We start from the raw sequence: 21,395 nt of genomic DNA, 5'->3' as shown, positions 1-21,395 counted from the left end.
CGACGGTGACCATCCGGCACCCGCCAGGCCCGATCGTCACGCTGCGCACTGCTCCTCGCCGGAGCGTAACAACGCGCTCGAACGGGTGCCGACCGTTCCTGGGCCGACCCGAGGTCAGAATTCGATCCGCATCACCACCCGACGCGGCGTCGGGTGGCTCACCTCGACGAAGCCGGCGTCGGCGAAGATGCTCCGGCTGCCCACGTACAACTCTCCCCAGGTGGCCTCCCGCCCTGGCGGAAGGATCATCGGATAGCCCTCCAGCGCGCGGGCGCCGCGGGCCCGGGCGAAGTCGACGGCGGCCCGGGCGAGCGCCCGGCTGACGCCCTGGCGGCGGTAGCCCACCCGGGTGACGAAGCAGGTCACCGCCCAGACATCCGGGTCGGTCCGGTCCTCGTCCCGGCCGGTCCACGGCACCCGGGCGTACCGCAGCCGCGGGTAGGCGGTGCGCGGCTCGACCGCGCACCACCCGACCGGTTCGCCGTCCAGGTAGGCGACGAGGCCGCTGGTGGTTCCGGAGCCGGGATTGCCGCAGTCGGTCTGGTCCCGCAGCCGCTCGGCCCGGGCCTCGACCGGAACGGACGCCCACTCCCGGTCCCGGACCTTGAACCACTGGCACTGGCAGCGGGCGGCCTCACCGCGCCGGCCGAAGACGGTCTGCAGGTCGTCCCAACCAGCCTCGTTGGCCGGGACCACGGTGATCGGCATCAGGCCTCGCCCGCCGGGTCGAGCCAGCCCACCGTGCCCACGCAGGCCTCGTTCCCCTCCGGGTCGGCCAGCACCCACCACGACGGGGCGTGGCCGTCGTCGACCAGGCGTCCGCCGGCCGCGAGCGCCGCCGCGATCCGGGCCTCGGCCACGTCGTACGGGACCCAGACGTCGACGTGCATCCGGTTGCGCTGCGGGCGCGGCGCGTCCATCTGCTGGAACCAGAACGCCGGCCCCCGCCCGTGCGGGTCGACCAGGTCCTCGGGGCTGCCGGCCCGGTGGCCGTACCCGAGCAGGGCCCGCCAGAACGGCGTGACCCCGGGCAGGGCCAGGGCGTCGACGCTCACCTGCACGCTCTGCACCGCCGCCGGGTCGGCGGGTACGCCCAACTCGCGCGCCACCGCGGAGATCTCCCGGGCCAGGGCCAGATCCTGCCCGGTCAACCCGTAGTGGTCGGCGGTCAGCGTGACCAGGCGTACAGCCACCCCGTCGGGCCGCAGGTCGACGTCGGGCTGGTGGTCGGCGAGGCCGGGCAGGTCGGCGATCGCCCCGACCAGCCGTACCCCGGCCGCGAACGACCCGGTCCGGAACCAGGCGCAGGCACCCTCGCCCAGCACCCGCCAGTCCGCCACCCCGTCGGCCGCGTGGAACCGCTCGGCCGTGATCCGCTCCGTCAACGTCGCTCCCCTCTCCCGGTGCGACCCAGTCTGCCCCCGATTCCCGACACCCTCTGTCGTATACGTGAGCGACCATGGCGGGGTGCGTGCCTCACGGATGATGACCCTGCTGCTGCAGCTCCAAGTGCGCGGCCAGGCCAGCGCGCGGGAGCTGGCCCGGCTGTTGGAGGTCAGCGAGCGTACCGTCCAGCGAGACGTCGAAGCCCTGGTCGCGGCCGGGATCCCGGTGCGGTCGACGCGCGGGCCGGCTGGCGGCTACCGCCTGGACCGGGGCTACCGCACCCGGCTCACCGGCGTGGGGCTGGACGAGGCCGGAGCGCTGGCCTTCCTCGGGCTGGCCGGCCCGGCCGAGCAGCTGGGGCTCGGCGAGCTGCTGGAGGGTGCGCGGACCAAGGTCTGGGCCAGCCTCACCGGCGCGGCACGGGAACGCGCCGCCCGCACCGCCGAGCGGTTCCACCTCGACCCGGCCCGCTGGTACGGCACCCCCGAGCCGGTGCCCTGCCTGCCCCAGCTCGCCGACGCGGTCTGGCGCGACCGCCGGGTACGCCTCGACTACGTCCGCGACGGGCGGGCGACCACGCGCGACGTGGACCCGCTCGGACTGGTGCTCGCCGCCGGTGACTGGTATCTGGTGGCCCGGCGGAACGGGCAGCGGCGCACGTACCGGGTCTCCCGGGTGCGCGCGGTGGAGCCGCTCGACGAGCCGGTGGCCCGCCCGTCCGGCTTCGACCTGGCCGGCTCGTGGGCCGAGGCGCGCCGGGCGCTGGAGGACGAGGCGGCCGCGGTCGAGGTCACCGTGCGCGTGGCGCCCCGGGCCCTGCCGCGCCTGCGTCGCCTGGTGCCCGTGCCCGGCAAGGACCGGGTACCGGTGACCGCCACCGGCGAGATCGAGCTGACCGTGCCGTTCGAGAACCTCGGCTGGGCGGTGTCCGCGCTGCTCAGCCTCGGCTCAGCCGTCGAGGTGCTGGCACCCCCGGAGATGCGGAGCCGGATGGCGGAGGAGGCGCAGGCCATCGCCGCCCGCTACGCCGGAGCCTGACGCGTCCTCGGCCCGCCCCCGGCTGGTCCGATGGTCCGCAATTCGGTCGACAACGAGCGCATCGAGGACCATCGTCGGGATCATGCTGAGTCAGGAGGAAATCTGGGACGCCGGCGCGGCCCAGCGCTACGACACGCCCGGCACCGGCATGTTCGCGCCGGAGGTGCTGGGGCCGACGGTGGACCGGCTCGCCGCGCTCGCCGGCGACGGCCGGGCGCTCGAGTTCGCCATCGGGACCGGCCGGGTGGCCGTGCCACTCGCCGAGCGGGGCGTACCGGTCACCGGCATCGAGCTGTCCCGTCCGATGGTCGCCAAGCTGCGGACCAAGGTCGACGAGGCGACCATCCCGGTGCTCATCGGGGACATGACCACCACCGTGGCTCCCGGCCCATACACGCTCGTCTACCTGGTCTTCAACACCATCGCCAACCTGTACAACCAGGCCGAGCAGGTCGAGTGCTTCCGCAACGCCGCCCGCCACCTCGTCCCCGGCGGACGTTTCGTGATCGAACTCTGGGTGCCGGAGCTGCGCAAGCTCCCACCCGGCCAGCCGGCCACCGTCTTCCACGCCGAGCCCGGCTACCTCGGCCTGGACACCTATGACGTGCTCAATCAGCACGTCGTGTCGCATCACTTCGAGTTCGGCGAGGGCACCGAGGCCCGGTTGTTCCGCAGCCCGCACCGCTACATCTGGCCGGCGGAACTGGACCTGATGGCGCAACTGGCCGGGTTCGAGCTGGAATCCCGGCACGCCGATTGGTCCGGCGCGGAGTTCACCGCCGAGTCGCGGTCCCACGTGTCGGTCTATCGGCTGCCTCGGTAACCCGGTCGACGTCGTGCCCCCGCCACGATCCGCCGGATCTGATCTGTCGACAGAGCCGGCTGGTCAGACCGACCTCAGCCGTTCAGGACGTGCAGGACGGCGAGCGCGGCGGCGGCGACGGCGAACACCACCGGTACCACCGCCACGGGGACCGGATCCTTCGCACGGGCGTGAAAGATGGCCGCCCCGATCATCTGCATGGCCAGGCCAACCGCTGCCGCGATGCCCAGCGGCGGCCAGACCAGGCCGACCAGCAGACCGACGATGGCGGCGACCTCCAGGACGCCGATCAGGCGCGTGGAAGTGGACGACAGGCCGAGGTGAGCCATGCGGTCCCGCATCTGCACCTGGCCGGTGAGCTTCGGAACGGCCACGGCCACGAGAACCGAAACAAGAATGATGGTCAGGACGATGATCGGAGCGCGCATGGAGTGCCCTTCGTGGAGATCCAAACGTGCCGGTGACCGTAGTACGGGCCACGCCCACCTTCAACGCCGGCAACTGGACGCGAGCAGGGCCAAGGTGGCGAGGTGATCGGGAACGCCAAGACATGGAAGCCCTGGAAGGCGGCATCGTGATCGCTGATCAAGGGTGTGACCTGGTGCCCCCGGCAGGATTCGAACCTGCGACACACGGTTTAGGAAACCGTTGCTCTATCCCCTGAGCTACGAGGGCGCGAGCGCTCAGTCTAGCGACCTGGGGGTTCACCTGGGGTGGCAGGGAGTGGCCCACGTTCACCCACGTCACCCGGACCCCCGTTTTCCCAGCCCAGGACCACACGCCGAGCACACGAACCGGGGCCGTTGCGTTACCGGATCGGCAGACACGGTGAACCGCGTTGGGAGACGGATTCAGATCGCCCGGGCCAACTCGGTGAACGCCTTGGCCACCCGGTTCACGGGTGGGGCATCGACGGCGAGTTCGTAGTGTCCGCGGCGAAGGTTCTGTATGAAGGCGTGTCCGGCGATGATGGTCTGGGCGGTGTGGTCGTTGCGTAACCCGCGCATTGGTCTGAGTCGGTGCTTGAGCTGGCTGTGATCGGCCTCTATCGGATTGTTCGCATACCGCTCGACGTGATGCCACGCAGACGGGATCAACTCGTCGATCACGCCGGGGTAGACCGCGGCGGCGTCGGTGACGACCTCGCTCGGCGTCACCTTCAACGTCGACAACGCTCGCTGGAAGAACCGCCGCGCCGCTGCGGCGTCACGACGTGGCGAGACGAGCACGTCGATGACCTGGCCATGCTGGTCGATGGCACGGTACATGTACCGCCAGACCCCGTTGACCTTCACGTACGTCTCATCGACGAACCAGCGGTCTCCCGGTGAGTGACGGCAGAACCGGGCGGCGTCGGCCAGCAGCGGGGTGAACCGCTGCACCCACCGGAACACGGTGACGTGGTCGACCTCGACCCCACGTTCGGCCAGCAGTTCCTCCACGTCGCGATAGGAGAGGTTGAACCGGAGGTACCAGCGCACCGCGAGAACAATCACCTCGGGTGGGAACCGGAACCCGACGAACGCCGACCTCGGCGGTGACCAGGACCGAACGCGAGACGATGACCTCACTGGTCCAGCCTGACCATACCGGTCAAGCCGTGTTCGATCTTGCTCGCGCCCAACGCAACAGCGCCAGGGCCAGCACGTTCTGACAGTTACCCATCGGGTGCGCGAAGATCAGTTTTGATCGCCGGGCACCGACGTTGTGTCGACCGTTCACCGTTCACCTTCCGGCTGCGGTGGGGCGATGACTACAGTAGCCACCCCCCTCTCGCATCCGCCATGGCGCCGTAAATCACGTCACCTACCTGATGCCAATCCATACAGATATTCGTCTATATCGGCAATGCGGTCCGGAGGCAGATCTGGCATTCTCCATCGGAGCCTACGCATGTGCTCTACGGCAGCTTCTCCCACATCTATCCCATATTCGCGAACATACTCTGCGACATCTCGACGCCAATAGAAAGTGCCATCCGAAAGAATGCCAGATCCGCCAGACACACCGAATCGCTCATCAATTAAGTCTTCGGTATAGCTCATGAGAGGTACTATTGTAATCCCCGAAGACAGGTAATCGGCAACTCGGTCCTTCGTCTCCCCGACCAGACCACCCACCAACGGCTCCAACATTTGGCGGTCAATGGCAAAGGGTTTCGCGGACCCAGGGCCGCGGTCAAGGGTGGGCAGGGGCCACACTCGACCCCCGCCCACCTCAGTCACATTACTAGTAGCCATTCTCCCATTCTCGCAGAAGTCCAGTACGAGGGTGAAGGTCCACCTCGTGAAGACTGGCATTTACGGGAACTCCAAGGATATTGCCGAGGTCCTGGGCCGCACCACATGCGCCGTGGCAGGTAACCAGGTTGATGGGATCACCGCGGCGGTATGAAGGGTTCTCGAGGATGGCATCCGCCACCTGCTGGGGATGGGTGATCATACCGTTCACCCTAAAATTGCCCTCCTTGTCTCCATGAAGGATGGCATCATGCCCAGCGGCGCCGCGCGAGCGCAGGAAATTTTGCATTGTGTGGTCATCGTCGCCGATAGCGGTGGCCGTCTCGCTGTAGCGAACCGTTGCTCCATTCCAGAGGAACGATTCCGATTCGCCCATCCGAGCACCACGACCGGCAGTATGGATCTTGGCGGCCTTGGTGGCCTTCAGTGCCTTGTTGAGGCCCTTGCCGCCGTAGACCAGGCCGACGATGACCCCGATCCCCATACCGACTGCGACGCCTTCTTCGCCCGCCTCCCAGGAGCCCTCGATTGGGTCCCAGGTGTCGTGCCACATGCCCTTGGCGTAGCCCCACGGGTTATCGACGGCGGAGTTGTAGGTGTCTTTCACGCCCTGCCAGCAGGCGCTGGCCTGGGCTGCGCAGTCGAACGCCATCGCCGGCCCGGACAGGACACCTGCGATGCTGAAGGCGACCGTGGCGCCCACGCCGTTGACCAGGTCCTCCAGGAAGTCGACCCCGGAGTAGTGGCCGTCGATCTCGATGTTGGTGATGGGGTTGCCGCCGGCGAACGCGTACCGGTTGGCGGTCGCCGGGCTGATGCCCAGACTGAGGTCCGCCATGCCGCTGGCGTACACGTCCGGGGTCAGGAATCGGGCCAAGGTCGGGGAGTAGTCGCGGAACCCCATGTCGTAGGTCCCGCCGTCGTCCCACCGCTTGGCGTTGAACCGGTACGCGTTGACCGGTTCCTTGCTCGGGTTTTCCGGGTCGGGCTTGTCCGCCCCGGTGAACATCGGCAGGTCGTCTCGACCGTATGCCGTGTAGCCGTAGGTGGCAGCGGTCTGGCCGCTCGGGATCGTGATGGCCTCCACGTCCCCGTGGGGGTTGTAGCTGTAGTAGTACTCGCCCGCGGACTCGCCGGTCGTGTCCTGGGAGAGGCGGTCCCCGTTCAGGCCGTACCGGTAGTCGGTGACCTTCTTGCCGCTGTCGTGGTCTTCCGACAGCACCAGGTCACTCGCGCCGAGGTACTGGAATGCGGTCGTGGACGTGGTCTCCGGGTTGGTGCCGTCGCGCCTGGTGCGGGTCTCCTGGGTCGTTCTGTGGAAGGGGTCGTAGGCGAATTCGGTCACATCCGAGCTGGTCTGGTTGGCATACGTCGCTCGCCGGACCTTGCGGTCGAACCCGTCATACTCGTACCAGTTCCAGGCGCTGTCGCCGTCTGCCGAGGTCATCCGGCCGAACGAGTCGTACGTGTAGGTCGAGCTCTCGCTGGTCGAGCCACCGATCCCGTCGTACGAGCGGGTGAGGGTGCTCTGCAGCCGGTTGCGGTCGTAGGTGTGGCTGTAGTTGGTGCTCTTGTTGAGTTCGCCCTGTTGCCGCTCGAAGATGATGTTGCTGTTGGCGTCGTACTGGTACGTCTCCGTGCCGCCGTACTTGATCACTTCGGTGACCCGGTTACGCGGGTCGTAGGTGTAGGTGCGTTCGTCGTTGAGGTAGGCGCCGTGGTTGTCGGCGTTCATGAGCTTGTACTTGTCCGTGGCCCGGTTGCCGTTCAGGTCGTAGGTCACGTCGTGCTCGGTGACCGTCGTGCCCAGGCCGCCCTGCTTGTCGATCTGGTGCCGCAGGAGGCCGTCGGAGTAGTACGTGTAGTCGACGGTGTAGTTCAGCGCTTTGGTCTGCCGTAGCACCTGCTTCCGGGCTGTGTAGGTGTAGCTGGTCACCTCCGGCTCGAGGTCGCTGGCCGATGCGGCGTTGGTGACCTTCGCCAGCAAGTCCCGCGGATCGTGCTCAAACGTGTCGATCCGTGCGTCGTAGGTTCGGCGGGTCAGGTTGCTGTTGGCGTCGTAGCGGTACGTCGCGGTGTGGGCGACGCTTCCCGAGCGCACCTCCTCCGTCTTGGCGGTCCGGTTCAGACCGTCATAGGTGTTCTCGTAGTAGTCGATCTTCGTGCTCGGCGCCCCGTCGTGGATGCGGGTCAGGTTGCCGTTGATGTCGTAGCTGTAGTCGAACGTCAGGTACTCGTTGTCCGGGTCGATGGTGTTGGTGATGACCCACTTGACGGTGTCTGCTACGACCGTGCCGTTGGCCTGGTCTGAAAGCTTCACGGCGTACGGCGCAGTGCCAGGCGTGACGTGGTACTTGCCGAGGCTGATCCACTCTCCGGCGCGCTGGGTCTGGTCCACCGTGACCGTCACGGGATCCGCCGGGTAGGCGGATGTCACCGTGTACTTCGCGTCCGTCGCCGCGCCCTCCACGGCGGGGTACCGGACGAACACCTCCGCTTCAGCGTCTTCCGTCCGCGGCGGCATGGTCCATTCGAAGCGGTTCTCACCAGTGCCCGGTGCATGAGTGGCGTAGTCAGGACCGTAGTAGCCGGAGCCCGACGTGCTGGTGGTCCACGGCGTCGGGCCGAAGGCCTTCGCCTCCTCGGGGTCGCTGTTGTCCACCATCAGTGCGTGACCGCCGAAGGGCGCGCCGTTGTCCATGTGCGACTTCAGCTTGCCGTCCGGGTAATAGTCCCAGGTCATCACGCGGCTCAGGGCGCCATCCGCACCCGTCAGCGTGCGCTTGGTCTGCCGGCCGAGTTCGTTGTACTCGAACTTGGCCTGCACGCCGAACGGGTCGGTCGACGTGGCCATCCACCCGTTGTCGAGGTAGCTGTAGACCGTATCCACCCGCAGGCCGTCCACGCCGGGGGCCTTGCCAGCCGGGGGTTGGGACACCTTGGTGAGGTTGCCGACCTTGTCGTAGTCGTAGACGGTCGGCTCCGGCACGTTGTAGTACTGGTCGTCCCGGTCGTACGGCTGGATCTGTTCCTTGACCCGGTTGAGCTTGTCGTAGACCGTGATCTGGGCGAAGTCGTCTAGATCGTTGGTGGTGGCGACCCCGCGGGGGCTCACCACCTTGGTCTGGTTGCCGACCTCGTCGTACTTGTACTCGGTGGTCCGGTAGTTGATGTTCCCGTCCACGGTCTCGTGCGGAACCTTGACCTCGCTCTGCAGGCCCCGCTCGTCGTAGTTGATGAGGACCTTGTTGCCCTCCTGGTCGGTACGGCTGGTGGTGAGGCCATCCCGGTCGTAACCGAGGCTCGTCGTCTTGCCGATGGCATCCGTCGAGACGGTCGGCCGGTGGTTGAGGTCGTACGCTTGCTTCGCTGTGAAGTCATCCGGGTCGGCAGTGGCGTTCTTCCGCGGATCCACCACCTTGACCAGGTTGCCGACGTCGTCGTACTCGAAGCTCGTCCGGCCGTCGAGGGCGTCGATGGTGCTGGTGAGCTGGTAGATCTTGTCGTAGACGTACTCGGTGACGAAGTCGTCCGGATCCGCCGTTGTCAGGTTGCCTCTCGGCTCCGTGACGAACCGGACGTTGCCCACCTTGTCGTAGTCGTAGGACGTCTTCGGCCGCGTCCCGTCGATCGTGTCGGCCGGCGCCAGGGTGTGCTCGACCTGGTCGGAGCTGTCGTATTTGACGGTGGTGACGGCGCCGTTGGGAGCGACGGCGTTCACCACGTTGTCGTTCGCGTCGTACTCCGGCGCGGGCGTGGTGATGAACCTGCCCTCGGCCTGGTTCACCGGCATCGTGCTCGCCAGCGGCCGGCCGAATACGTCGTACTCCTGGGAGAAGCGCTTCCCCTCCGCGTCCGTTATCCGGGTGACCTGGCCACGCTCGTCATAGACGAACGTGGTGGCGTTCTCCAGCGCGTCGGTGACTGCCTTCGGGAGGCCGTTGGCGTCGTAGTCGCTGCTGAGGGTGACGTGGCCGTTGGCGTCGGTGACGGAGGCGAGCTGGCCGTACGCGTCGTAGCTGTAAAGGGTCTTGTAATCCTCCGTGTCCTCGGTCGTGTTGCCCACGGGGTCGACCACCCACTGCACATCACCCGTCGCCGTGTGTCCGAAGGTCCACTTGCGTCCCTGCGGGCTGGTCCTGCTGGCGAGGTCGGCGACGTAACCGTTGAGCTGGCCGTCGTAGGTGAGCACCGTGCCATTGGTGCCGTTCTTGACCGCCTCAGCGTCCTTGATCTCGGTCGGGTAGCCGGTCTTGGCGTCGAAGGTCCAGCTCCACGCAGCAGTGTTGTTCTCGATGAGCTTGTTGACGTTGTGGTCGTCGTCCCACTCGAGCTTGGTGATCTCGGTCTTTGCGTTGGTGACCTGAGTGGGCCGGCCGTAGCCGTCCATCAGGTACGTCGTGTCGTGCAGCTCGGCGTCCGTGACCGTGGCGTTGATCGTCTTGAGCTGCGGGCCGTCCGGGTCCGTGTACGCGAACTGCGTCGAACTGAGCGAGCGGTCCCGGTACGACTTGGTGGTCCAGTGGAACTGCGGGTCGTCGCCCGTCTGCGGGTAGTTGTAGTACAGGTCGGTAGTGTGGTCCCGCGGGTCGGTGACCTTCACCAGCTTGACGTTCTTGTTCCCCTGTGTGGCGTCGTAGGCGAACTCGAACACCTTCGGCTGGCTGAATCCGGCGCCGTCGATCAGCTCACCGAGCAGACCCTTGTCCGTGTAGGTGAAGGTGAGCTTGCGTCCCGAGATGTCGGTGATCCGCGAGACATGGTCGATGATCTTCGGGTTGGTCAGGTTGGTCGCGGACTTCCGCGTCCAGTCAGTGTCGTCGATGTAGTCGTAGTCCTGGCCCTTGACGTAGTAGTCGAGGGTCAGGGTCTGCCGGCCGGCCGGGTCGGTGAGGTACCGGAGGAACTTGGTCGGCTTGTTGTTGGACCGCCGCTCCTCGTACGTGAACACCAACTCGTTGTCGTTGTTGTCCACCACACTGGTCGGGAAGCCCTCGCAGTCGTAGTAGAACTGGGTACGGTCCGGCCGGATGAGCCGCCAGGCCCGCCGCTCCTGCGTGTTGGGCTTGCAGTCGAGGCTGGTGACCTTCTGCAGGTAGAGGTGAACGCCCTTGGGGCTCTTCCACTCCGAGGTCGCCGGATCCCAGGTGAACCGGTGGCTGGTGCCGTCCCCGTCGGTCAGCGTGACCGTGGTCGGGTTGAGGTTCGGGTGGAAGTCCAGCGGGCTACCCAGTCGCTGGACAGCCGTGGCCTGCAGCGACCAGCCGTGTCCCGCGACGCTGTTCGAGGTGTCTAGGGAGTTGTAGGCGAGACGCACGAAGGTGGACAGGCTGCCACGGGAAGGATTGGACAGCGCGTTGTACGACCAGACGGTGTTGCCGGCGTACAGGTTGTTGCTGAGGCTGCTTCCCGCCCCGGTCGAAATTCCGGCGTACGCGTAGTACTTTTCTAGGCCGAGTTGGTCGGAGGTGGGTTCTTCGACCGCGATGTCCTGGGTGAGTGGGCCGATGTCGGTGAGTTTGGTGCCGTCGGCCTTGCTCAGTTCCCACTTGAGGGTGTAGTTGTTGCGCCGGTTGCCGTCGGTGCTGGGTGCCGGCGCCTTCACCTGGGCGGTGACGTCCACGCTGCTGACGCCGCTCGCAGAGCCGATCGGTGCCAGGTCGACGGGCAGTGCCGTGCGCAGGGAAGCCCCTGCGGTGGGGACGGGGTCCCCGTTGGGCAGGGTCCAGGTGTACGACAGGGCCCAGTCGCTCTTGAGCCAGGGCGTATCGGTCGGGTTGGCGAGGGTGACCGGGATGCTGTAGGTGCCGTCCGACGTCATCACCGTGGGGGTGGTCGGCGCGTGGTAGGTCTGCACGGCGTCGGGCACGGTGTAGACGACCTGCAGTTGCGGGCGTAGCGCGTCGGTGCCCTCGCTGGCGATGAAGTCGGTGTTCTGCTTGAGCCGGCCGGGCTCGTCGGTGTGCTTGACCAGCAGGCCGTTGTTGGTGACGGTGCCGTTGATCCAGTTCTGGACCGTCGAGTCGAGGGTCCAGCGCCGCCACTTGGGCGGGTCGTCCTGGCCGAAGTTGCCTAGGGAACCCGCGACGGCGGTGTTGTAGTCACCGCCGGCGGTGGTCCAGTTGGTGGTGGCGGTGGCCTTCTGCCAGGTCACGGTCGCCGGGTCGAACGGTCTGGTCAGGGCGTGCACGTTGTAGTTCGACATCTGAGCGCTCACGATGGTGCCGGAGGACCAGAGGTTCAGCGAGCTGGACAGCACCCGGGCGTTCGACGGGATCGACGAGGTGTCGAAGCGCAGCAACGCGCGGGCGTAGGTGTAGTCGACGGAGCTGTTGCCGACGTTGAGCAGCGGCTTGCCGCCGAGGGTGTTCAGGTTGGTGGTGTTCTGCTTCGAGGAGACGGTCGCGTCGGCGCTGGCCTGGATGGTCGCCAGCACCTGCCCCGACTTCGGCAACTTGGCCACCACTGCGGCGGAGGGAACCACCTGGCCGCCGGTGGTCTTGACCGCGGCCTGGTAGTAATAGACCTGCCCGTACGGGTCGGTGGAGTTCGCCGGGGTGGGCGTGGCGGTGGTGTCGGTGAACGACGTGGCGCCCTTGACCGGGGCGACCAGGGTAGCCGCGGTCGGGGTGAAGTTCGGGCTGCTCGAGCGGTGCACCTGGTACTCGGCGAGGTCCGAGCCCTGGTACTGCGACCAGCGCAGCGCGGCGCCCGTTGGGTAGAGGGTCCGTGGCGTCTCTACGACCACGCCCGGGTTGCCGTAGTTGATGATCAGCTTCGGGGCGTTCTCCGTCTCTCCGTTGAACGCGTCCTCGGCCGCCTCGTAGCGCGGGCCGCCGTGGGCGAGCCGCTCCTCGTCCACGGCCTTGAGCATGAACCCGAAGTTGTCGGCGCCGTTGACCCACTTCTGCACGAGGTTGGTGGCCGGGAAGGAGTTCCAGACGTTGGCCTCGTCCTTCTTCTTGACGCCACCGGCCTTGGTGAAGCGCACCGCGTCGGCGATGACCGCCACGTTGCTCGTGACGGTGGCGTCGCCGAGGACCACCTTGCCGGCCGTGCCGGCCTTGAACGGGTAGGTGCCCAGGGTGGCCCAGTCGTGGTTGGCCGGCTGCTGCTGGTTGATCGGCGTCATCTTCGAGCCGCCGTCGTAGGTGACGGTGAACTCCGCCGCCTGTGACCGGTCCGAGTAGGGGACGTGGTGCTCCTCGACGGTGTACGTGCCGTCCTCGGGCAGGGTCGGCGTCCAGGTGAACGTGTCACCGGCGACGGTGTCCTTGTTGTAGCGGTAGGTGCCGTTGATGCCGTCCTTGACGATGGTGCTCGTCGAAACCGGCCACGCCCCCTTCATCGCGATCTTGTCGGTCTCGACGTCGTCGACCTGCACCACCGTGGCGGCACCGTCACCCATGCTGGTGTTGATGAAGTCCCAGTTGACCGTGTCCTCATTCCAGTCCTTGGTGACCTCCCGGACCTCGATGGGCACGTCGTAGGCGTTGGTGGTGTGGGTCTGGTCGTAGTACATCTGCAGCGTGGCCGAGTCGATCGTGGTGTTGGCCGGGATCGACGTCAGGTCGAACTTGACCAGGCTCCGCGCCGCCCCACCGCTGGTGGTGCCCACCGACAGGTTCCACGTCGAGCCGTACGGCTCCCGCGGCGCGTCCCGCATCACCATCGCGTCCTTGGCCGCGTCCTTCGTCGGCTGGATCTTGATGGTCGGGTCGACCGTCACCGGCCACACCCGCTTCGAATCCGACAGCCAACCCTTGTCCGCGGTCACGTCGATCGCCCACCGGCCACCATCGGCCCGCAGCGCCTGCGTGACCTTCGTGCTGTACGCGTACCCGTACGGCGAGGACGCCTCAGCCTTGGCGTCGAACATGAAAGGCGCCGGCATCACCAACAACACCCGGTTGTCCCGCGGAGACCGGAACTCGATCGACCCGTCCTCACGCTGGGCCACCTTCAACGTGCCCGCATCCATGCTGAACGTGAACGTCGACGCCGCGGCGGCGCTGCGCAGCACCATCCGCTCCTTCAACGCGGTCGCCGTCACCTCGTACGACAGGTCGACACCGTCGAGGATGCCGGCGTAGGTGACCGTGTCACCCTTCCACGTCGGGGTGACCAGCCGCGGCGCGCCGGCCAGGCCGAGGGTCACCTGCTGGCCGTCCAACTCGAACCGCGCCAGATTGCCGGTCGTGCCGCCAAACCGGCTGGTGAATGTGTTGCTGGTGTTCGCCGCGGCGAAGCCACCGGCCTTAGCGGCCGAGATGGTCGTGTCGATCGGCTGCCAGGCGCCCTTGGCGTCCTGGTAGAAGCGGGGGGCGGCGGACACCTCCGCTTGCAGCCGCCCGTCGGACATCTGGAACACCTGGGTGGTGGCCGTGCGGCGGCCGGTCAACTCCTTGACCCGCTTGGCCGGCTTCTTCACCACTCCCGGCTTCGGCTTCTGGTCCAGCCGCAGCCCGGCGATGACCCGTTCCGGCCGCGCCCGCCCCGGCCCGCCGTTGACCAGGTTCCGCGCGGCCCGGCCGAGCCGATCCAGGAAGCCCTCATCCTCGCCAGCGGTGGCAGTAACACTCTGGTCGGACTCATAGCGGCGGAGCGTTTCCAGCCCGCCAAGCGTGGCCACCATGGCCAGTACCAGGGCCACCACCAGTGGCCTTCGCAGTCTCTGCCTCACCCGTTACCCTCCGCCTCATGAGAGACACTTGGCCGCATTCGTCGGATACACCGCCGCCGGGCCGGCGTTGCAACTCAGCGGGCTACACACAGTCTTCGCCGTGATCGCCACCCTGGCCGCCCTCGGCGCGATCACCTTCGCTATGGCCCTACGCGCCGACCACTCACCACCGGCCATGCCGAGCCAGAGCCCCCGTGAAACCAGGCAACACCGCCACACGCCGACGATCCACGAACCTGCGGCCGGGACGAAAGGCAACCCATGACCCGCAGTGGTTCTCGTTCAGAGAGGGACACAAGGAACCGGCCAGTGCACTCAACTGGCCGCTGACCGAGCGGTCCGCCAGCCAGACGTCACGAGCAGCGGCCAGCCCCAGGAGCGGCAGGCCAGCGCCCTGATGTTGGAGCTGACCAATACAGCAGGTAACCAATACCGCGCACCGCCAGGCTTCCGGCCGGACATGTCGGTGTACGACGTACCGCTGCTGCTCGGCGAGGAGGAGGGCTACTTCGGCGACCTGGGGTGAGTGTCCCTGGGTCTGCTGATGAGCCGCGCGTGCTGCCGGATCCGCTGCAGCACGCCTCAAACATTCGCCTGAGCCCGAGCCGCCTGCATCCGCTTTTGTCGATGAGAGTGCGTTCCACCACTCGGATCTCTGTACTGAGCTCGCCTTGGCCTCCGCAATCCGAGGTGCTCACCTTGCCTTTAGCGTCGGGTGCGGAGGGGTTCGCCGCGTCTCGCCTGGGGAGAACACGTGGGAAGTTCGCTGCTGCGGCTCGCTGCTGGCGCCGCAGTGCTCATCGTGGCTACCCGCCGAGGACCCCGTCTGGCGGACCGGCGTCAGCGTGGCGGTGCTCTCCCTCGCCTGCGGGCTGCTGGCCGACGGCGTGCGCATAATGCGGGCCAGGTTTCGGACTCGGTGGCCCACGCCGACCGCTGAGCCACGGCCTTGATTCGTGGTCGGTGGCGCCGTTACTTGTCTTCGCCGGCTCCGTAGAGGCTGAAACCCTCTCGCAGACCGTGGATGAACCCGGCGACGGCCGCTCGTTCGCGGGCGGGCATCGCCATCAGCGCGTTGAGGATCCATCCGACGTCGGGGGAGGAGCCTCCCTGAGGCTTTGCCCTCATCAGTTCGGCCGGGAAGGGCCGTGTCACGGGCTCAGGGCACGCGAAGGTGGCCATCATCTCCAGAGACTCGTCCGAAACCTGTGCCCGCAGCTCGATGTTGACCACTGCGGGGTAGCCGTCGGAAGGCTCACGGAGGCCGATCTCGGCTTTATAGCTAACCTTCCATGAATCACCCAGCATGCGCGCCAGGATCCCGCAGATCGCGTCGGCGAGGGCGAACAGGGCCGCCGAAGGCGCGTAATAGTCGTCGTTCGGAGTCCACTTCGTCTTGGCGGCGGTTTCGGCGCGGCGAAGGTCGTCTGAGGTGTCCGAACCCGGCTCCAGCTCGCGCCACCACTGCTTGACCACGCGCTCCTCGGCCTCGCTCTCCAGTGCGACCATCCCCTGCATCGCCCACCAGAGATCGAGCAGCGCATCCTCGTCGAGTTCCAAGGCGGCGGCGTAGCCCCGGACGATCGCCTCGGTCTTGGGTGGGCGGTTGCCGCTCTCGGCCATGGAGACGGCGGCCACGGAGAGCTTGGGGTCGAAGGAGGCGGCGACATCGGCCTGGTTCTTCGACAGGTGCTTGCGCACGGCCTGCAGCACGCGGCCGAACGCCACCGCCGAACCCGATCCTGATTTCACGACAACACGCCTTCCTTGTGAACTGTGTTGGTGATACCTTTTCACCGGCAACACGGAGAAGCTCGAAAACCGTAACACGAGGCGTCGCTCGATCCGTGAGTCCGACGTAGCCACCCCGCACAAGAGAGGAAAGTGCCCGATGAGCCGCCAGGACTCGAACAAGCGCCGAACCGTCGACAGGGTTGAGCAGGCGGGCCAGGAATTCAGGCGATACGTGAACGTGGCTGTGGTGGTCATCGGCGACGTCAAGGAGGTTGTTGCGGCCGTGTCTCCGCTCGTCGCGGAGTGGAAGCGGCGTGGCTTGCACCGCAGGCCAACCGGTGATCAGCGGAGCCCGATCAGGTCAACCGTCTGGATCTTCCACGGTGACCGTGCCCGATACGCCTCCGGCGTGTTTGACACCCTGGACACCGGACTCGCCTGGGCGGCCGAGCACCAAGTGACCGGAATCCTGGCGGAATATGCAAACGGGGGCGCCTACAACGTCGCAGTCAGCGAAGGCCGCTTCACGCCATCAAAAACGCACCACGGCACCGCGGACCACGTCGCCGCCTTTGGGTCGGGGTTACGTCATATCCACCTGACCGACGGCCGTCGGGATTAACAGGCAACCGCTCATAGCCGCCGTTGGTGCGCTGCCGGGTGGTGCAGGTCAGGCGCCGAAGCCTGCGTAGCGGCCTCCGTATCGGCGTGCGAGGGCTGTCAGCTGCGCCACCCGGGCATGATGGGCCGGGTCGGGCGGCAGGTCGGGGAATGCTGCGGCGATGTGTCGCCGACTCGGAGGGACAGGTCGCTCGAACGATTGCTCGCTGGTCTGGCCGCCGAGGTCGGTCAAGCTCGCGATGCATGCGGCCAGGGTTTCGGGCTCGTTTGGGAGGTCAAGGTAGTAGGTGGTTCGCCGCGGCGACGGCTCAGGATAGTCGCCGTACTCTTCCGACATCGCCCAATGCATGCGTTGGCACAGATCGGCCAGCAAGGCATTCATTTCGCCGGCCGAGGCGCCGTCAGGCAACGGTCCGTGGTCGGTGAGGCGGCTGAGCAGACGGCGCACCAGGTCCGGCGGGAGCTCGTCGGCCATGAGGTGACCGTGGACGGTCACCAACACGCCGAACAGGGCCTGCAGATCCGACATGGGCAGTGCTCGAGTTGGCGGTTCCATGCACGCCACGGTAGTGACCTCGGCTCACCTCATTGCTCGCCAACGTCAGCCGTCACCCAAGATTGAATGCACTGTCATAGCCGCGATCAGCGCGCTACGGAACGTCACGACGAGTTCCGCTCAGCTCCCGGATCTAGCCGATGACCGAGCATCCGGGAAGGGACCGATGAGGAGCAGGCTCATGAACTTCGGGCACTGGTGGCGGGCAGGGTGTTGAGCCATTGGGTGAGGCGGGCTCCCTCACGAGTCATGATCTCTGGTTCGCGCAGGGCGTTGGCCAGCAGTGACATGCCTTGGTAGGCGCCGACGAGAGTGATCGCGAGGTCGCCGGGATTGGGTAGGCCCAGCTCGTGGAATTGGTGTTCGACCCAGTCCAGCAGCAGCCGGATGACCTTGCCGGCCTCTGCGTCGATGCCACCCTCGGTGCGTTTGTCGAGCTCGACGGCGAGGGTGCCGGTGGGGCAGCCGTAGCGGGCCGCGATGTCGCGTTGGCCGACCCACATGGCGACCAGGGCCTTGAGGCGTTCGAGCGGGTCGGGAAGCCTGTCGAGTTCACCGGTGAGTTCGGCAAGGTGCCCGGCATGCTCGGCAAGGGCCGCCTGAACCAGCTCATCCTTGGTCTTGAAGTAGTAGTACACGTTCCCGACCGGGACGTCGGCGGCGTCGGCGATGTCGGCGATGGTGGTGCGCTCCACGCCCTGCCGATGCAGGACCTGAGCGGCGGCGGCCATTAGTCGCCGCCGCTTGTCGGCTCCCCGAGCTCGGGGCTTCGTTGAGTTAGGCACCTCACTAACTATACCCACGCGATCACTCGGCTGTGCTACGTTGAATTAAGTCATCCAACTAACTAAGAAGGACCAGATGATCGTAGTAACGGGAGCGACCGGGAACGTCGGACGAACGCTGGTGCGGCTACTGACCGAGGCGAACGCACAGGTAACGGCTGTGTCACGCAATATCACCGAGTCCGATGTGCCGCCCGGAGCCCGGGCAATCAGCGCCGACCTGACCAAGCCGGCAACCCTGCGCCCCGCACTCGACGGTGCCGAAGCGATGTTCCTGCTAATCTCCGGCGACTTCGTGTCGGCTGCCGGCAACCCGAGCGACGTCGTCAGTGACATCCTTGATGACGCCAAGACCAGCGGACTCAAACGGATCGTGATGCTGTCCTCCCAAGGGGTCGCTACGCGGCCAGAATCCTCCTCCCATGGGAGTACGGGAGGAGCAATCGAAGACGCCGTCCGGCGCTCGGGCACGGACTGGACGATCCTGCGGCCCGGTGGCTTCGACTCCAACGCCTACGCCTGGGCCGAGTCGATCCGCGCCCAGCGGGCCGTTGCCGCACCATTCGGCGACGTCGGCCTGCCATTCATCGACCCGGACGACATTGCCGAGGTCGCCGCCGTGACCCTGCTCCAGGACGGCCACGCCGGGCAAATCTACGAATTGACCGGGCCAGCCCTCACCTCACCCCGGCAACGAGTCGAGGCGATCAGCGACGCGCTCGGCCAACCGATCCAGTTCATCGAGCAGACCCGCGAGGAGGCCCGCGCGCAGATGCTCCAGTTCATGCCCGAACCCGTGGTCGAGACCACCCTGGCCATCATCGGCGAGCCCACCCCCGCCGAACAGCGCATCAGTCCCGACGTCGAACAGATCCTCGGCCGAGCACCCCGCACCTTCGCCGACTGGGCCCAGCGTCATATCGCAGCCTTCCGATAGGACCAGCACCCGCACCGCATCGGGTCAGCACCACTTCGCCACGCTGATCACACCGCGGCCCGGCGGCTCGCCGCACCTGGCAGTCGTTCCGCTCGCCTAAAGCAGCATCGCGCCCCGGTGGAGTGCACGCCTTCATCATCAACGAATCCGTGCACCACCGGGAATCGCGGTTCTGCGCCACCGAGCCGCGCGGCTCACCAGCGACCCGGTTACGAGCTGACAGCCGTAACCGTCACCGGCGGACAGCGAGAGTTGTCGACCACCGCACTCGGGCAGGTACCCGCGACGTTCACGTATCAAGATTCGTGCTGAGCGGATGCCAATGAGGGATGCGCGGATCATGGCATCCGCATCTAGCCGCTGACCGAGCGGTCCGGTAGCCAGGCGTCATGAGCAGCCGCCGGCTTCAGGAGAGCATGCCAGAGCCCCGCATGTTGGGCTGGCGAATACAGCAGGTAACGAATACCGCGCACCGCCAGGCGCTCGGCCGGACCTGTCGGTGTACAACGTGCCGCTGCTGCTTGGCGAGAAGGAGGGCTACTTCGGCGACCTGGCGTGAGCAATGGCTGCCTCCGTGGCAACGATCCGATCGCTGCGACGACGCCGTGGCCAGATCGACAACGCGCCGTTAGGTGCTCGCGCCCCTGGCTCGGTGTTGGACAGCGGCCGAAGCCCGTCTGACCAGGACGCGACGCCCAAACTCCACCCCTTGCCAGACTGTGATCGACTGGCTTCGTTCGGTAGAGTGCGGACGTTGATCGTCGGCGATGGCCGAGGGTCGGAGGAGTGCGGGATGACTCGACGGGGCGGGCGGTGGACGCGGGTCTCGCTGCGCCTCGGGCTCCTGCTCGGCGGCGTCGTCGTGGCGTGGGGCGTCCACGAAGCCGCCACCACCGGGGTCGCCTACGCCGCCGACCGTCCGCCGGCCGCGCCGGTGGATTCCGCCGTCGACCTGCTCACCGGCCTCCTCCGCCCGATCCTCGACCCGACAGCACCGCCGCCTGCCCCAGGCGTGCCTACCGGCGAGGCGACCCCGGGCACCCCGTCGAGCGGAGCCGGCACTCGTCCAGCGCCGGGCCGTCCGCCAGCCCAGCCTGCGGCCCCGTCGGCGAACCAGGTCACCCCAGCGGCGGCCCGCCCCGCCCAGGTCGACACGCCGAATCCCGCCGCTGGGTCGGGCCGACCGGCTACCCGACCGGGTGGCGGCGAGTTGCTGGCACCGGTGGGTGAGGTTCTCCGTCCGGTCACGGATCCGGTCGGGTCCGGGGTGCTCACCCCGGTGGCCGACGCGCTGCGCCCGGTCACCGACCCGGTCCGGGCCAGCGTAGTCGCCCCGGTAGCTGACGTTCTCGGTCCGGTGATCCAGCCGCTCGCCCCGGTCCTGTCTCCCGTCTGGCGAGGGCTGGAGCCGGTGCTCGAGCCGCTGGACCCCGTGCTCGACACCCTCGACCCGGTGACGGACCCCCTGGACCCGCCCACCGGCCCGCCGGCCACCCCGCCACCCCCGCCAGCGGGGCCGCAGGCCGGCCCTGGCTGCTGCACCGAACCGAACACGGGACTGGTTGGCGAACCAGGCGGAACCGTTGCGCGCCCCGCCTCCACCAGCATTCCGACGGGCTGGCACACCACGACACAGTTGTCGTCCCTGCCGCGCCTCGCTGGGTCGGATGGGCGGTACCCGCCTCTGCCTGATGCGGATTCCGCGCCAGCCACGCCCGCTCCCGGCGCCAGTGGATCCGCCTCGTCCGGCTCCGTCCAGGGAGGCCCTGCTGACGCCACCGGCTCGGTGTGGACGCCGCCCAGCCTGGCCGGGCGCCGCTGCCACCCGAGCGGTGGCGTCGCGCTTCCGTCCCGCTCGACCCGACCGGGCACCCGGCCCGCCTGACCGGCGGGCCGTTTGCGTGCCGCCCGCGTGACACCGGCGGCCTCTGCGCACCTGCATACCTGACGGCCCCTGGTGGCCCACGCCGGCCCGCGGCGGTCCCGCGACGACCGGCATCCTTCCCCCGACTTTCCTCGATCACGATGGTGACCAGGAGTTACTCATGAACGTGACCATGCCCGTCGTCCGGGCCCGGTGGTGCGACATCGCCCGGATCGCCGATCTCGCCGCCGAAGCCCTCTCCCCCACCACCGTCGGCGCCTGGCTCGTCCCCGACGAGCAGCACCGGCCCACCGTTCTCGCCGCCGTGGCCCGGATCTGGATCGAACACGCGCTGCTCTTCGGCGACGCGTTCCTGCTACCCGACGGCACGGCCGCGACCGTCTGGTTCCACCGCTACCGGCCCATCCCACCCCCAGCCCGCTACACGGACCGGCTCCCCGATGCGTCCGGCGCACACCAGGACCGGTTCCTCCAGCTCGGCCGGGCCCTCGCCGCGCGGCAGCCCACCGAGCCGCACAACCACCTGGCGCTGCTCGCCGCGCCCGGTCCGGCCGAATCGGGCCGCGCCGCGGCCGTCCTCGCCGGAGCGCAGCAGTGGATGGACACCCTCAGCCTGCCCACCTACACGCAGGCCCTCACCGACGCCGACCGCGACCTGTTCCGGCAGCACGGCTACACCTACCGCGACGCCATTCCGGTCGACGGTC

At 67.5% G+C, this 21,395-nt stretch carries 16 protein-coding genes and 1 tRNA gene; 7 read left to right on the top strand and 10 right to left on the bottom strand.

Annotation, left to right across the window (positions count from 1 at the left end; translation table 11 throughout):
* Positions 1-114 precede the first annotated feature (114 nt).
* Together ONA70_RS18055 and ONA70_RS18050 are read right to left on the bottom strand one after the other, a co-directional pair.
* Positions 115-708: a GNAT family N-acetyltransferase gene (locus tag ONA70_RS18055; RefSeq protein WP_265007615.1), complete on the bottom strand. Its 594-nt coding sequence runs from the start codon at positions 706-708 to the stop codon at positions 115-117.
* The gene (locus ONA70_RS18050; RefSeq protein ID WP_265007614.1) at positions 708-1,385 is read right to left on the bottom strand and encodes a VOC family protein; all 678 of its coding nucleotides are present in this window, start codon (positions 1,383-1,385) and stop codon (positions 708-710) included. Before ONA70_RS18050 ends, ONA70_RS18055 begins: the two co-directional genes overlap by 1 nt.
* An 82-nt stretch (positions 1,386-1,467) precedes the next feature.
* Here ONA70_RS18050 and ONA70_RS18045 point away from each other — a divergent pair, with 82 nt between their 5' ends.
* Together ONA70_RS18045 and ONA70_RS18040 are read left to right on the top strand one after the other, a co-directional pair.
* Positions 1,468-2,424: a helix-turn-helix transcriptional regulator gene (locus tag ONA70_RS18045; RefSeq protein WP_265007613.1), complete on the top strand. Its 957-nt coding sequence runs from the start codon at positions 1,468-1,470 to the stop codon at positions 2,422-2,424.
* A gap of 82 nt (positions 2,425-2,506) precedes the next feature.
* A complete protein-coding gene (locus ONA70_RS18040; RefSeq protein WP_265007612.1) occupies positions 2,507-3,247 on the top strand; it encodes a class I SAM-dependent DNA methyltransferase in 741 nt (246 codons plus the stop codon).
* A gap of 74 nt (positions 3,248-3,321) precedes the next feature.
* Here ONA70_RS18040 and ONA70_RS18035 read toward each other — a convergent pair whose 3' ends face one another.
* The 5 genes from ONA70_RS18035 to ONA70_RS18015 form a co-directional block, all read right to left on the bottom strand.
* On the bottom strand, positions 3,322-3,675 hold the full coding sequence (locus ONA70_RS18035) for a DoxX family protein (protein ID WP_265007611.1): 354 nt from the start codon (positions 3,673-3,675) through the stop codon (positions 3,322-3,324).
* 171 nt (positions 3,676-3,846) lie between these two features.
* Positions 3,847-3,922, bottom strand: a tRNA-Arg gene (locus ONA70_RS18030).
* A gap of 176 nt (positions 3,923-4,098) precedes the next feature.
* Positions 4,099-4,818: an IS6 family transposase gene (locus ONA70_RS18025; RefSeq protein WP_265007610.1), complete on the bottom strand. Its 720-nt coding sequence runs from the start codon at positions 4,816-4,818 to the stop codon at positions 4,099-4,101.
* Positions 4,819-5,049: 231 nt separating this feature from the next.
* Complete coding sequence (locus ONA70_RS18020; protein WP_265007609.1) at positions 5,050-5,292, bottom strand: hypothetical protein; 243 nt, start codon at positions 5,290-5,292, stop codon at positions 5,050-5,052.
* Between the two features lie 184 nt (positions 5,293-5,476).
* Positions 5,477-14,170, bottom strand: coding sequence for a DNRLRE domain-containing protein (locus ONA70_RS18015; protein ID WP_265007608.1), 8,694 nt, complete (start codon positions 14,168-14,170; stop codon positions 5,477-5,479).
* 100 nt (positions 14,171-14,270) lie between these two features.
* Between ONA70_RS18015 and ONA70_RS18010 the strand changes: the two genes are divergently transcribed.
* The gene (locus ONA70_RS18010; RefSeq protein ID WP_265007607.1) at positions 14,271-14,435 is read left to right on the top strand and encodes a hypothetical protein; all 165 of its coding nucleotides are present in this window, start codon (positions 14,271-14,273) and stop codon (positions 14,433-14,435) included.
* A gap of 132 nt (positions 14,436-14,567) precedes the next feature.
* Positions 14,568-14,696, top strand: a complete 129-nt coding sequence (locus tag ONA70_RS18005; protein ID WP_265007606.1) for a hypothetical protein — start codon at positions 14,568-14,570, stop codon at positions 14,694-14,696.
* Between the two features lie 446 nt (positions 14,697-15,142).
* Here ONA70_RS18005 and ONA70_RS18000 read toward each other — a convergent pair whose 3' ends face one another.
* Positions 15,143-15,898: a helix-turn-helix domain-containing protein gene (locus tag ONA70_RS18000; protein WP_265007605.1), complete on the bottom strand. Its 756-nt coding sequence runs from the start codon at positions 15,896-15,898 to the stop codon at positions 15,143-15,145.
* 163 nt (positions 15,899-16,061) lie between these two features.
* Between ONA70_RS18000 and ONA70_RS17995 the strand changes: the two genes are divergently transcribed.
* Positions 16,062-16,526 (top strand): DUF7710 domain-containing protein, encoded by a 465-nt coding sequence (locus ONA70_RS17995; RefSeq protein WP_265007604.1) that lies wholly within the window; start codon positions 16,062-16,064, stop codon positions 16,524-16,526.
* Between the two features lie 48 nt (positions 16,527-16,574).
* On the opposite strand, the gene ONA70_RS17990 is transcribed toward ONA70_RS17995, so the two are convergent.
* Positions 16,575-17,081 carry a hypothetical protein gene (locus ONA70_RS17990; protein ID WP_265007603.1) on the bottom strand — a complete coding sequence of 169 codons (507 nt, stop codon included), beginning with the start codon at positions 17,079-17,081 and terminating at the stop codon, positions 16,575-16,577.
* 179 nt (positions 17,082-17,260) lie between these two features.
* Positions 17,261-17,866, bottom strand: coding sequence for a TetR/AcrR family transcriptional regulator (locus ONA70_RS17985; RefSeq protein ID WP_265007602.1), 606 nt, complete (start codon positions 17,864-17,866; stop codon positions 17,261-17,263).
* 76 nt (positions 17,867-17,942) lie between these two features.
* On the opposite strand from ONA70_RS17985, the gene ONA70_RS17980 reads away from it, so the two are divergent.
* Positions 17,943-18,803 (top strand): NAD(P)H-binding protein, encoded by an 861-nt coding sequence (locus ONA70_RS17980; protein ID WP_265007601.1) that lies wholly within the window; start codon positions 17,943-17,945, stop codon positions 18,801-18,803.
* Between the two features lie 2,045 nt (positions 18,804-20,848).
* On the top strand, positions 20,849-21,395 hold a 547-nt coding region (locus tag ONA70_RS17975; RefSeq protein WP_265007600.1), incomplete at its 3' end, for a hypothetical protein.

The organism is Micromonospora yasonensis (genome assembly GCF_026013475.1).
In the GTDB taxonomy this organism is placed as follows: Bacteria; Actinomycetota; Actinomycetes; order Mycobacteriales; family Micromonosporaceae; genus Micromonospora; species Micromonospora yasonensis.
Note: the sequence above shows the minus strand (reverse complement) of the source record. Positions and strands in the feature narration are given on the sequence as shown.

Excerpts from the sequence above, each read along its gene's own strand:
- ONA70_RS18005 (WP_265007606.1), top strand. The coding sequence starts at position 14,568 with ATGTTGGAGCTGACCAATACAGCAGGTAACCAATACCGCGCACCGCCA.
- ONA70_RS17995 (WP_265007604.1), top strand. The coding sequence starts at position 16,062 with ATGAGCCGCCAGGACTCGAACAAGCGCCGAACCGTCGACAGGGTTGAG.
- ONA70_RS18020 (WP_265007609.1), bottom strand. The coding sequence starts at position 5,292 with ATGAGCTATACCGAAGACTTAATTGATGAGCGATTCGGTGTGTCTGGC.
- ONA70_RS17980 (WP_265007601.1), top strand. The coding sequence starts at position 17,943 with ATGATCGTAGTAACGGGAGCGACCGGGAACGTCGGACGAACGCTGGTG.
- ONA70_RS17990 (WP_265007603.1), bottom strand. The coding sequence starts at position 17,081 with ATGGAACCGCCAACTCGAGCACTGCCCATGTCGGATCTGCAGGCCCTG.
- ONA70_RS18040 (WP_265007612.1), top strand. The coding sequence starts at position 2,507 with ATGCTGAGTCAGGAGGAAATCTGGGACGCCGGCGCGGCCCAGCGCTAC.
- ONA70_RS18055 (WP_265007615.1), bottom strand. The coding sequence starts at position 708 with ATGCCGATCACCGTGGTCCCGGCCAACGAGGCTGGTTGGGACGACCTG.
- ONA70_RS18035 (WP_265007611.1), bottom strand. The coding sequence starts at position 3,675 with ATGCGCGCTCCGATCATCGTCCTGACCATCATTCTTGTTTCGGTTCTC.